The sequence below is a fragment of the Tessaracoccus sp. OS52 genome, from assembly GCF_020687685.1.
Taxonomy (GTDB): Bacteria; Actinomycetota; Actinomycetes; order Propionibacteriales; family Propionibacteriaceae; genus Arachnia.
The window spans coordinates 67,128-78,217 of record NZ_JAJEWM010000004.1; the positions used below are offsets into that span (position 1 = coordinate 67,128).

At 67.1% G+C, this 11,090-nt stretch carries 8 protein-coding genes; all 8 read left to right on the forward strand.

Going from position 1 to position 11,090, the window contains the following annotated elements; translation table 11 throughout:
* Nucleotides 1–37 precede the first annotated feature (37 nt).
* The 8 genes from LKO27_RS12815 (at nucleotide 38) to LKO27_RS12850 (ending at nucleotide 11,089) form a co-directional block, all read left to right on the forward strand.
* The gene (locus tag LKO27_RS12815; RefSeq protein WP_227737909.1) at nucleotides 38–1,432 is read left to right on the forward strand and encodes an ABC transporter substrate-binding protein; all 1,395 of its coding nucleotides are present in this window, start codon (nucleotides 38–40) and stop codon (nucleotides 1,430–1,432) included.
* A gap of 321 nt (nucleotides 1,433–1,753) precedes the next feature.
* Nucleotides 1,754–2,686: a carbohydrate ABC transporter permease gene (locus tag LKO27_RS12820; RefSeq protein WP_227737910.1), complete on the forward strand. Its 933-nt coding sequence runs from the start codon at nucleotides 1,754–1,756 to the stop codon at nucleotides 2,684–2,686.
* The gene (locus LKO27_RS12825; protein WP_227737911.1) at nucleotides 2,686–3,597 is read left to right on the forward strand and encodes a carbohydrate ABC transporter permease; all 912 of its coding nucleotides are present in this window, start codon (nucleotides 2,686–2,688) and stop codon (nucleotides 3,595–3,597) included. The genes LKO27_RS12820 and LKO27_RS12825 overlap by 1 nt, the downstream gene beginning before the upstream one ends.
* A complete protein-coding gene (locus LKO27_RS12830; protein ID WP_227737912.1) occupies nucleotides 3,594–6,443 on the forward strand; it encodes a GH116 family glycosyl-hydrolase in 2,850 nt (949 codons plus the stop codon). The genes LKO27_RS12825 and LKO27_RS12830 overlap by 4 nt, the downstream gene beginning before the upstream one ends.
* Nucleotides 6,436–7,455 carry a LacI family DNA-binding transcriptional regulator gene (locus LKO27_RS12835; RefSeq protein ID WP_227737913.1) on the forward strand — a complete coding sequence of 340 codons (1,020 nt, stop codon included), beginning with the start codon at nucleotides 6,436–6,438 and terminating at the stop codon, nucleotides 7,453–7,455. Before LKO27_RS12830 ends, LKO27_RS12835 begins: the two co-directional genes overlap by 8 nt.
* Nucleotides 7,456–7,847: 392 nt before the next feature.
* Nucleotides 7,848–9,167: an ABC transporter substrate-binding protein gene (locus LKO27_RS12840; RefSeq protein WP_227737914.1), complete on the forward strand. Its 1,320-nt coding sequence runs from the start codon at nucleotides 7,848–7,850 to the stop codon at nucleotides 9,165–9,167.
* Complete coding sequence (locus tag LKO27_RS12845; protein WP_227737915.1) at nucleotides 9,164–10,177, forward strand: carbohydrate ABC transporter permease; 1,014 nt, start codon at nucleotides 9,164–9,166, stop codon at nucleotides 10,175–10,177. The genes LKO27_RS12840 and LKO27_RS12845 overlap by 4 nt, the downstream gene beginning before the upstream one ends.
* Before the next feature lie 12 nt (nucleotides 10,178–10,189).
* On the forward strand, nucleotides 10,190–11,089 hold the full coding sequence (locus tag LKO27_RS12850; protein ID WP_227737916.1) for a carbohydrate ABC transporter permease: 900 nt from the start codon (nucleotides 10,190–10,192) through the stop codon (nucleotides 11,087–11,089).
* Nucleotide 11,090: the final 1 nt, after the last annotated feature.

Sequence of the window (11,090 nt, forward strand, 5' to 3'; positions counted from 1 at the left end):
CTGCACCGCTGCAGGATCAACGCAAAGGAGCAACACAATGGGGTTCAACGTAAGCAGGCGACAGCTTCTGGGCGCAGGTTCCGGCCTGGCCGCAGCAGCCGTCCTCACGGCCTGTGGGTCGGGCACGCCCGGCGAGCCGGCCACCCAGGATCCCGGCACGGGGCAGACCAGTGCCACCGGCGACGGTTCCGCAGCCGCGACCGTCACGATCCAGTTCTGGCATCGCACGTTCACGCCGGTCGAGAACGAGTGGTACTCGGACATCGTCAAGCAGTTCAACGAGGCCCAGAGCGAGGTCAAGGTGGTCGACACCGAGGTCCCCGCAGACGCCTGGGAGCAGAAGATGAAGGCCGCCCAGGCCGCCGGCAAGGCGCCTGACGTGTACACCCATCCCGGCGCAATCCAGGACGGTGTCAATGCCGGCCAGTTGCGCGAACTGAACGACATCGTGCCGCAGGAGGCGCTCGACGAGATCATCGACGCGGCCCTCCCGGTGTCGGCGATCGACGACAAGTTCTACGCCTACCCGTTGCTGCTGGAGCCCCAGACGGTGCTGTTCTGGAACAAGGACATGCTCGAGGCGGCAGGCCTTGATCCGGAAGTTGGCCCCGAGACGTGGGACGACCTTTTCGAGATGTGCGAGGCGATCAAGCCGACGCTGCCCGAGGGTGCCTACTGCATCTCTCCGGCCTCCGACGCCGTCACCTTCGCATGGTCCACCGTCGGCCAGCAGTACAACTTCGCCGGCCACACCGCCCTCACCGAGGACTGGACCGCGCCGGACGTCGAGAACCCCGAGTACACGGCGCTCATCCAGGCGTACAAGACCCTCTGGGACAACGACTACATGGCCAAGCAGGCGCTGGCGCCATACGTCGCCGGTGAGGACTTCGGCGAGAAGAAGTGCGCGTTCAAGGTGTCCGGGTCCTGGATGATGTCGGAGATCGGTTCCGACTACCCCGACCTGCTGACGCGCACGGGCGTGGGCAAGTTCCCCTCGGCGCCCGGCTCCGACCGGACCGCCACCACGCTCGGCAACTTCAAGTGGGTCGTCGACGCCAAGACCGCGAACGCCGAGGCGGCCGGCAAGTTCCTGACCTGGTGCATCGCGGGCGACCCGGCCAACCTGGTGCCGTTCTTCGTGAACACCCAGTTCACGAAGGTGTCCGTGCGGCCGTCTGTGCAGGAGGCCGTGGCCGCTGATCCGGCAGCCGGCGATGCCCCTTGGTCCGACATCGTCACCAACGAGATCGCGCCCGACGCCATCTCCGAGCCGAAGTACCCGTGGGACGTCTCCCTGGCCGTCGGGACGGCGATGGAATCCGGCATGAAGGGCGCCCAGCCGGTGGACACTGCCCTGGCGACGGCTGCCGACGCCATCGAGACCGTCATCGAGCGCGACCAGCTGCCGGACAAGGCCCCGACGAGCTGAGCGGGAGAGGTCTCGACACGTGGCCGGCTCGCTCCGCTCGCGCGGCCCCTACTCGACCAGCGGTGGGGTGTGGGCCCGCCTTCCCGCTGGTCGAGTGGCTGGCTGCGAGGTACGAGCTGAGCGGGAGAGGTCTCGACACGTGGCCGGCTCGCTCCGCTCGCGCGGCTACTACTCGACCAGCGGTGGGGTGTGGGCCCGTCTCCCCGCTGGTCGAGTAGCTGGCTGCGAGGCACGAGCAGGCTGCGTGTCGAGACCACCGCTGGTGACGGCGTCGGGCTCGGCCGATGAATCGCACAACCAAGTGAGAAAGAGGTGAGGAAGATGTCGACGACTGAGGTCCAACGCAGCGCCCGGGACGACCGTCGGCGGCTGGAGAGGAGCCGGAACCGCGACACGCCACTGGCGTTCCTGATGCTGGCTCCGGTCACGATAATGCTGGGCATCTTCGTGATCTGGCCGACCGCGCAGGCCGTCGTGCTCTCGTTCCAGGACTGGAGCTTCTACAAGCCGGCCGAGTTCGTCGGTTGGCGCAACTTCACCAACGTCCTGCGCGACCCGCTGTTCTTCGCGGCGATCCGTCGCGGCTTCATCTTCGTGCTGATGACCGTTCCCATCATGCTCGTGCTCGCCTTCCTCTTCGCCAGTCTGGTGGTGAGCGTCGGTCGGAAGTTCGCCACGGTGCTGAAGGTCAGCGTCTACATCCCGACGATCATCTCCGGTGTCATCACCTCCATCGTTTTCACCCTGATCTACGACTACTCGGGCGGTTTGCTGAACCACCTGTTGGCGAACTGGTTCGACGTCGCGCCGATCGCCTGGCTGGGTGACCCGGCGTGGGCGCTGCTGGCCATCGCCATCCCGTCGATCTGGCTCGGGATGGGGCTCACCTCGCTGATCATGGTCGCTGCCATGGTGGACATCCCGGGCGAGTTCTACGAGGCCGCGTCCATGGAGGGCGCCAACTGGTGGCAGAAGACCCTCTACATCACCATCCCGCAGATGAAGAACGTGATCCTCTACCTGCTGATCACCGGATTCGTCGCCTCCATCCAGCAGTTCGAGCTGCCGCTGGTCATGACGGGGGGCGGGCCGCTGGACTCGACGACGCTGCCCAACCTGTTCATCTTCAACCACTTCCGCAACGACATCGCCGTGGGCTACTCCATCGCTGCGGCGCTGCTGCTCTTCGTCGTGCTCGGCACCGTGTCCGCGCTGATCTTCAAGGTTCTCAACTCCGAAAAGCTGGTGGACTGATGACTACAACGTCTGCACCGCTGGAACGCGCCGTCGTGGCCAGCGCCGAAGACACTCCGCAGAAGTTCAAGGCGCGACGCCGCCACCGCAGCGGTGGCTGGTACGTCGGGGTGGTACTCAAGGCCGTCGTCGGCCTCATCTTCCTCGTGGCCGCACTGTTCCCCCTGGCGTGGATGGTGATCGCGGGCTTCAAGGCCAAGACCGAGGTGGTCTCCACCCCGTTCCAGTTCTTCCCCGAGGTCTGGCTGGTTGAGAACTACATCCAGATCGCCTCGGACCCCACCTTCGTGCGTACGATGCTGTGGACCTTCGGTGGTGCGATCCTCTTCACACTGCTGCATCTGGTGGTGAACTCGTTCGCTGCCTACGCGTTCGCGCGGCTGGAGTTCCGGTTCAAGCGCACGATGTGGGTGATCATCATCACCACGATGTTCATCCCCGGCATGACCATCCTGCTGACCAGCTTCATCGTCGTCACCAACCTGTACATGCTCGACACGCTCGCGGTGCTGGTGCTGCCCGGGGCCGCCAGCGCTGCCAGCGTGTTCTTCATCCGGCAGTTCTACCTGAACATCCCGGCCAGCCTCGAGGAGGCGGCCATGCTGGACGGCTGCGGCCGCTTCCAGATCTACGTGCGCCTGTTCCTGCCGCTGTCGAAACCGCCTTTCGTGGTGATGGGCATCACCGCCTTCCTGGCGTACTGGAACTCCTACGTCTGGCCGATCATGACCATCACGAGCCCCGAGAACTACGTGGTGCAGCAGTACCTGACCACCTTCCGCTCAGAACGCTCCAGCGAACTCGGCATGTTGATGGCCGGGTCCACCCTGGCCGCGGCGCCCGTGGTGATCCTGTTCCTGATCTTCCAGCGCCAGATCATCGGCAACATCAAGATGGCCGGTCTCAAGTGAGCCCGGCGGACTCCCTCGACGACCAGGTGGTGTGGACCCCGGGCGAGCACCCCGCCGTCGCCATGCCGTTGGGCGGGATCGGGACGGGGTCCATGGCGCTGGGCTCCGACGGCGGCTGGCGCCAGATCCAGCTGCACAACGTCGGCAACCACCGCGGCGACCTGCCCGGGACCTTCATGGCGTTGCGAACCAGCCAGCACGAGCCGATCCACGACCAGACGATCGTGCTCCAGGCCGCCCGGTCCGACGGCGGGGCGCTGGGCACGCCCGCTGTGCCGATGTTCAACGACGATCTCGTGCCCGCCTGGCAGCGGGAGCTGGTTGCGGAGTTCGGTGGGACTTCCACGGTGATGACGGGCACCTACCCCGTCGCGGAGGTGGCCCACCACACCGGCGGCCCGGTCAGTGTGGTGGTGCGGGCGACGTCGCCGATGACCCCGGGCGACGCCGACGCCTCGGGCTACCCGGCGGTGCTGCTCGACGTCACGCTCACCAACCACACCGACACCGTCACACAGGCGTGGCTCGCCCACAGCGTCCACAACGCCGTCGGGCTGGATCCGCACCTGAACCCCGAGGGGGTCCGCGCGGCTGGCTACGGCGGGAACGTCAACACGATGCGCCGACGGCGGGACGGGCGCGTCGACCTGGTGATGGAGAACCCGAGCCTCGACCCTTCCTCGCCGTGGGCCGGGCAGCTGGTGCTCGGGTGCCTCGCCGACGAAGTGGTGGCGCTGCCCTGCTACGAACGCCCGCGCGAACTCGTCGACTTCCTTCGCCTGCTGGCCCCCTGGGGTGACCACACGCGGGCCGCGGCGGCGCCGTCGGTGCAGGCGCCTCAGAACAGTTCGCCGTCGCCTCGATACGGACCGTCGCCCGCTGGCCGCACCTGGCTGGGGGCGCTGGTCGGCCACACCGTGCTGGGACCCCGGGAGTCGCGAACGGTGCGGTTCGTCCTGGCCTGGTACTTCCCCAATCGGATGGTTGACTTCGTGCAGTTCGGGCCGGACCGGCCCGAACTGGGAGCGACGCGGTTCTGGCTCGGCAACCACTACGCGTCGCGCTGGGCCGACGCCGTCGAGGTGGCCGACGACCTGTTCGCGGCATGGGACCGGCACTGGGACTCGACGCTCGCGTGGACCTCGGCCATGGATCGGCTGGACCTGCCTGCCCGCTGGCGAACCCACCTGGCCACCCAGCCCGTGCCATTGCGAACCCCGACCAGCTTCCGCACGCACGACGGAGCCTTCTACGGGTTCGAGGGCGTGCTGGGTGCGTCGACGGGGATGTGGTCGGGTGACGTCGGCGGGTCCTGTCCGCTGAACTGCACCCACGTCTGGAACTACGCCATGGCAGCTTCGGCACTGTTCCCCTCTCTCGAGCGATCAATGCGCGAGACGGAGTTCGACGTGATGCAGGCACCGTCAGGCGCACTGCCGCACCGGGTGTTCATGCCGCCCTACCTCGAGCAGTTCGGCGACGGCCCGATCGGCGGGCCCGTCGAGGCCGCGCTCGACGGCATGTGCGGGGCGGTGCTGAAGACCTACCGTGAGCTGCGGCGTGGCGCCGTCGACGTGGCATGGGTGCGGCGACGGTGGGGGAAGGTCTGCGCCCTCATGGACCACATCGTCGCCAAATGGGATCCAGAGGGCACGGGGCTGCTGTCCGGCATCCAGCCTTCGACCCACGACATCGGCCTCCACGGGACCAACACCTACATGGGGACGTACTGGCTGGCGGCACTGCGCGCGGCGGAGGAGCTGGCGCGCATCGTCGGCGACGATGGCCGCGCGTCCGAGTGGCGGGGACGGTTCGAGACGTCGTCGGCCCGCTACGACGAGGAGTGCTTCGACGGCGAACATTACGTGCAGAAGCCGGATCCGGACCTGCCCGAGGAGCACCAGTGGGGGATCGGGTGCCTCTCCGACCAGCTGATCGGCCAGTGGTGGGCGCACACGCTGGACCTTGGCCACCTGCTTCCTGAGGAGCACGTGCGCACGGCGCTGCGCAGTGTGGTGCGGTGGAACTTCGGGGAGATCCGCTGGTCGAGTGGCGGCGACGAGGATCTCGACACGTCTCCCGCTCGCTCCGCTCACGGGTTCCTGCTCGATCAGCGAGACCACCGCTGGTCGAGTGGCGACGACCACCGCTGGTCGAGTAGCGGCGACGACCACCGCTGGTCGAGTAGAGGCGACGACCACCGCTGGTCGAGTAGCGGCGGCGACGACCACCGCTGGTCGAGTGGCGGCGACGACCACCGCTGGTCGAGTAGCGGCGACGAAGTCCCGCGTGTCGAGACCACCGGGTTCGCCCAGCGGCCGTATGCCGTCGCGGGCGAGTCCGGACTGGTCATGTGCACCTGGCCCAACGGGGGGCGGCCGGAGGTGCCGACGCTGTACTGCGACGAGGTCTGGACCGGCGTCGAGTACCAGGTGGCCGCACACTGCCTGCAGGAGGGTCTCCGGGAAGAGGCCGAGCGCATCCTGGGTGCGCTCTGGGAAAGGCACGACGGACGCCGTCGCAACCCGTTCAACGAGGTGGAGTGCGGGGACCACTACGCGCGAGCCATGGCCGGCTGGAGCGTGCTGGAGGCGGAACTCGGGCTCGCCTGGAACGCGCTGGACGGGAGTTTCCGGGCCGCGCGCAAGGGCACGCTCCCGCTCTTGACGGGCACGGGCTGGGGCGAGGTGGAAGCCTCACCCGACGGCGTGCGCGCACGCTGCCACAATGGGAGCATCGGGTTGCGCTCAGTCGTCGTCGGCGACGGTGCGCGGTGGCGACTGTCCGGCACGCTCACCCCTGAGGACGGCTGGGTCGCGATGGAAGGCGGTGGATCCGATGGCTGAAACGGTCGACCACCAGAAGGCGGCCACCATCGCCGACGTGGCGCGGGCGTCGAACGTCTCCGTGGCGACGGTGTCGCGGGTGCTCAACGGGAACCCCAAGGTGGCGCCGGAACTGGTGAAAAGGGTGGAGGCGGCGGTCCACGAGGTGAACTACCGTCCCAACGGCGCCGGCCGGGCTTTGCGCCGCCAGAAGTCGGATCTGTGGGCGGCCATCGTTCCCGACATCCAGAACCCGTTCTTCGTGAAGGTCGTCGACGCCTTTGAACGCGTCGCGAACGCGGAGGGCTACTCGGTGGTGCTGTGCAATTCGCAGGAGGACCTGGCCCGTGAGAAGGCGGCCATCGACACCGTCATAGCCCACCAGGTCTCCGGGGTGCTGATCGCCGCAGCCTCACCGGCCACCAAGCTGCGCGTGTTCGAGCGCTTCGGCATACCCGTGGTGACCATAGACCGGCGCGTCAACGACTTCTCCGGCGACGCCGTGACCGTGGACAACGTGCTCATCGGCCGGATGGCAGCCGAGCACCTGCTTGAGCAGGGACGCACGAAGCCGCTGATCCTGAGCCACACCGTCGAACTCTCCCCGATGCGAGACCGCGAACTGGGCTTCCGCCAGAAGATGGCGGAGGCGGGGCATCCGCTGCCGGAGAAATGGGTGGCGCACCTGGCCTTCCACGACGGCCGACAGGCGATCATCCGCGAGCTCCTGCGCAAGCGCCCGGGAGTTGATGCCGTATTCGCGACCACCAACACCCTGACGGCGGAGGCGTTCGTGGCCATGCAGGCGATGGGGATGGCCATCGGCCCGCAGGTGGGATTGGTCGGCGTGGATGACCACCGCTGGAACACCATGGTGCAGCCGCAGGTGACGGTGGTCGAGCAGCCCGCCGAACAGTTGGGCACCTGGGCCGGCCAGTTGCTGGCGACGCGCTCGCGAGGCCAGACCATGAAGCACGGCCGTATCACGCTGGACCCGGTGCTGCAGATCCGTGCGAGTTCACTGCGCGGCTGACCCTCTGGTCCGTGGACGCGCGGGTCGCAGGTCGGGTCGCCGCGCTGGGTGCCAGCGCCGACCAGCCCTATTGTCAGTCGACCAGCCCTCTTGCGCGTTCACCAGCGTTGTTCGTCGCGACCAGCGCTCTAGGGCTGGTGGCGACGAACAACGCTGGTCAACCGCGAACAGGCGCTGGTCAACGTCGAGGGCGCGGGGCGTGTGAGTCCACCCGAGAGGCCCCAGGGTGCCGAGAACCGGTGCTGCGCAGTACCCCGACTGACCGAAGCCAAAGCCCGAAGCGCAAAGATTGCGAAGATACTTCTGATTACTACTTGTTTACTTACTTTCCCCAAGGTTTGAATGGGCGGGTCCACGACGGACTTGAACTTTCTACAGAGGGGTAGACGTTAATGAAGACAAGTGCAGCCAGGCGCATCCTCGCCACGGTGATTGCCGGTGGGGCCCTCGCGCTGACCGCGTGCGGGAGCGGCGGGAACAGTGCTGACGCCGAGGCCGGCGACGGAGCCGCCCAGAAGCCCGAGAGCATCACCTACTGGTCGATGTGGAACGAGGACGAGCCGCAGCAGCAGGTGATTGCCCAGGCCATCGAGGGCTTCGAGGCGGGGACCGGGATCAAGGTCAACGTCGAGTGGCAGGGCCGCGGAGTGACTCAGAGCCTCATCCCCGCCCTCAACACCAACAAGGTCCCCGACATCGCAGACTCGCCCTTCCTGAAGTTGGCGCCGGTGTTCGCAGGGTCCGGCCAGGCCGCCGACCTGACCGCGGTCTACGACAGCGAGGTCGACGGCGAGGCCGTGAAGGACCTCGTGGGGGAGCGCAACCTGATCGAGGGCCGCACGGTCGTCGACGGCAAGCCGTGGCTCCTGCCCTACACCGTCAGCTCGGACGCCATCTGGTTCGACGCCGCCGCGTACCCGGAGTTCGCCTCCAACCCGCCCCAGACCTGGGACGAGTTCGCCGAGGCCCTCGCGCAACTGAAGGCCGACGGCGTCGCCCCACTCGCCCAGGACGGCGACATCGGCGGCTACAACGCAGCCTGGTTCGTCACGCAGTACATCCGCGAGAACGGTCCCGGCAGCTTCTACTCGCTGGTGGAGGACCCCTCCGGCGCAGGCTGGGACGCACCCGAGGTCCTCGAGGCGGCCAAGCGGGTCGAATCCCTGGTGACCAATGGCTACTTCATCGACGGCTACGGCGCCAGCAAGTTCCCCGCCCAGCAGCAGGCCTGGGGCGCCCACAAGGCAGCGCTCCTGTTCAACGGCTCCTGGATCCCCGCGGAGACCGGCACCTACGTCGACGAGGGCTTCGAGTTCGCCTCCTTCCCCATGCCGGTCAACGGTGACAAGCACTACGCCCGCGCGGACTACGTCGGCTTCGTGATCCCGGAGAAGTCCGCCAACAAGGAATGGGCCGGACAGTTCGCCGCGAGCGTGCTGCAGAAGGAGTACCAGGACGCGGCCGGCGTGGAGGCCAAGGTCCTGCCGATCCGCAGCGACGCCGAGGTCTCCCCGACCCTGCAGGGCATCAAGGACGACATCGACGCCGCCGAAGGCCTCTACCAGCAGCTCGACGGCATCATGTTCCCGACCTACGTCGACACCGTCCTGTTCCCCAGCAGCAACGAGTTCATCACCGGCAAGCTGACCGCCGAGGAATACATCGCCACCCTCAAGGCGGCCACGGTGGATTACTGGAAGAACAACTCGTGACCACCACCACCGAAGCCCTGCCCGCGGCACCGGAGGCGGCCCTGCCCCGCCGCCGGGGCCGCGGGCCGGGGCTGCCCCGGCGCCCTCGCGGACGGCGGCCGTCGAACGCTCCCAGGAACCTGCTGGACCGGCAACGGCGCAAGCTGTTCATCCCCCTGGTGTCCCCGGCGCTGCTGTTCTACGTGGTCCTGTTCATCGGCCCCGCTCTCGCGGCCGCCTGGATCAGCCTCCACAAGTGGTCCGGCGCCGGCCCCATGGAATGGGTCGGGGTGGACAACTACCGCCACATCCTCAGCAGCGAACTGTTCCTCAACTCGTTCAAGAACACGCTGCTGCTGCTGTTCGTGGTGGGCACGATCATCTTCGTGACGGCCTTCGCCCTCACGCTGGTCCTGCGCAACATGAAGGGCAAGTCGCTGGTCAGGTCGGTCATCTTCTTCCCGCACCTGGTCAACGCGCTGGTCTTCGGCGTCCTCGCGGGATTCCTGCTGAACCCCAACGGCCTGGTCAACGCCATCCTGGACTTCTTCGGCATCCACAACCACCCGGCCTGGCTGGCGTCGGAGAACATCTTCCCGCTCATCATGGCGACGATGGTGCTGATCTCCACCGGCTACTACACGACCATCATCATGGCCGGCGTGGACCGCATCCCCGACTACCTGTTCGAGGACTGCGCCCTGGCCGGGGTGAACGGCTGGCAGCGCCTGCGCTACCTGATCCTGCCCCTGACCTGGGACGTGTTCGCCACCTGTGCGGTGCTGTGGACCATCAGCTCGATCAAGATCTTCGAGGTGGTCTGGCTCTTCGGCGGCTCCGTCGCCGCGGAGGGTGCACCCCCGATCGACACCTGGACCGTGGCCGTCTACACCTATGTCACCGCCTTCAGCGGCAACTCCATCCCCAACTTCGGGCGAGCCACCGCCAGCGCTGTCGTGTCACTGATCCTGATCAGTGTCCTGGTGGTCCTCCTGCGCCGCGTGACCCGACGCGAAGCAATCGAGTTCTAAGGAGCAGGAAGAATGTCTGTTTTCGCACCTGCGCGTCCCGCGCGGATTCCGAACCGCAGCTCCGGCAGCCCCGCCATGCGCGGTGAGCGCTCACCGCTGCGCACCGTCGGAATCGCCCTGGTCTGGTTGTTCGTGGCACTCGGCCTGCTCATGCTGATCTGGGTGATCGTCCAGTCGCTGCGCGACACGCGCAGCATCCTGGGTTCCCCGTTCGGGTTCCCCAGCGCCATCGAGTGGGGCAACTACGCCCGCGCCTGGACCCAGGGCAACTTCGGTCCGGCCGTCATCAACTCGACGGTGACCACGCTGGTCTCCTCGGCGCTGACGGTGGCCATCGCCGCTCCGGCCGCGTACTACTTCGCCCGCGTCGACACGCCCCTCACAAGGGGTCTGACCATGTTCTTCATCATCGGCCTCGGGATCCCGGTGCAGGTCATCCTGATCCCGCTGTTCGTCATGCTGAACCAGTTCTACCTGACCGACAGCCTCATCGGCCTCAACATCGTCTACATCGGCACCTCGCTGCCGTTCACGGTGTTCCTGCTGATCGCGTTCTTCCGCAGCCTCCCCGAAGAGGTGGAGGAGGCCGCGGCCATCGACGGCGCGGGCCCCATCACGTCGATGCTACGGATCACGCTGCCGCTGGCCAAGGGCGGCATCCTCACCGCGTTCATCCTCCAGGTGATCTCGCACTGGAACGAGACGCTGCTGGCCATGGCGCTGCTGCAGTCGTCGGAGAAGTACACGCTTCCCGTGGCGCTGATCTCGTTCATCCAGCAGCAGACCTACTCCGGAGCCGACTGGGGTGCCCAGTTCGCCGGCATCTGCCTGATCGTGTTGCCCATGCTGGGTCTGTACATGTGGATCGGTGGCCGCCTCACGCAGGGCCTCACCGTCGGGATGGGCAAGTAAC

Excerpts from the sequence above, each read along its gene's own strand:
- LKO27_RS12815 (WP_227737909.1), top strand. The coding sequence starts at position 38 with ATGGGGTTCAACGTAAGCAGGCGACAGCTTCTGGGCGCAGGTTCCGGC.
- LKO27_RS12820 (WP_227737910.1), top strand. The coding sequence starts at position 1,754 with ATGTCGACGACTGAGGTCCAACGCAGCGCCCGGGACGACCGTCGGCGG.
- LKO27_RS12825 (WP_227737911.1), top strand. The coding sequence starts at position 2,686 with ATGACTACAACGTCTGCACCGCTGGAACGCGCCGTCGTGGCCAGCGCC.
- LKO27_RS12835 (WP_227737913.1), top strand. The coding sequence starts at position 6,436 with ATGGCTGAAACGGTCGACCACCAGAAGGCGGCCACCATCGCCGACGTG.
- LKO27_RS12840 (WP_227737914.1), top strand. The coding sequence starts at position 7,848 with ATGAAGACAAGTGCAGCCAGGCGCATCCTCGCCACGGTGATTGCCGGT.
- LKO27_RS12850 (WP_227737916.1), top strand. The coding sequence starts at position 10,190 with ATGTCTGTTTTCGCACCTGCGCGTCCCGCGCGGATTCCGAACCGCAGC.